The sequence below is a fragment of the Lysinibacillus sp. UBA5990 genome, assembly GCF_002429815.1.
In the GTDB taxonomy this organism is placed as follows: Bacteria; Bacillota; Bacilli; order Bacillales_A; family Planococcaceae; genus Lysinibacillus; species Lysinibacillus fusiformis.
The window spans coordinates 229,738-230,047 of the sequence record NZ_DJAY01000005.1; the positions used below are offsets into that span (position 1 = coordinate 229,738).

At 56.1% G+C, this 310-nt stretch carries 1 pseudogene; it reads left to right on the forward strand.

The window, feature by feature from the left end:
- Positions 1-310: pseudogene (locus B3D94_RS04120) on the forward strand (collagen-like protein); the annotation flags it as partial.

Consider the following 310-nt stretch of genomic DNA (forward strand, 5'->3'; position numbering starts at 1 on the left):
GTTCCACTGGGGTTACTGGCGCTACTGGTTCTACTGGCGCTACTGGCGCTACCGGTGATATTGGACCTACTGGTTCCACTGGTATAACTGGAGCTACCGGCTCTACTGGGGTTGCTGGTTCTACTGGTTCTACTGGCACTACCGGCGCTACCGGGGTTGCTGGTTCTACTGGCGCTACCGGTGATATTGGACCTACTGGTTCCACTGGTATAACTGGAGCTACTGGCTCTACTGGGGTTGCTGGTTCTACTGGCACTACCGGCGCTACCGGGGTTGCTGGTTTCACTGGTTCTACAGGAGCTACTGGTTC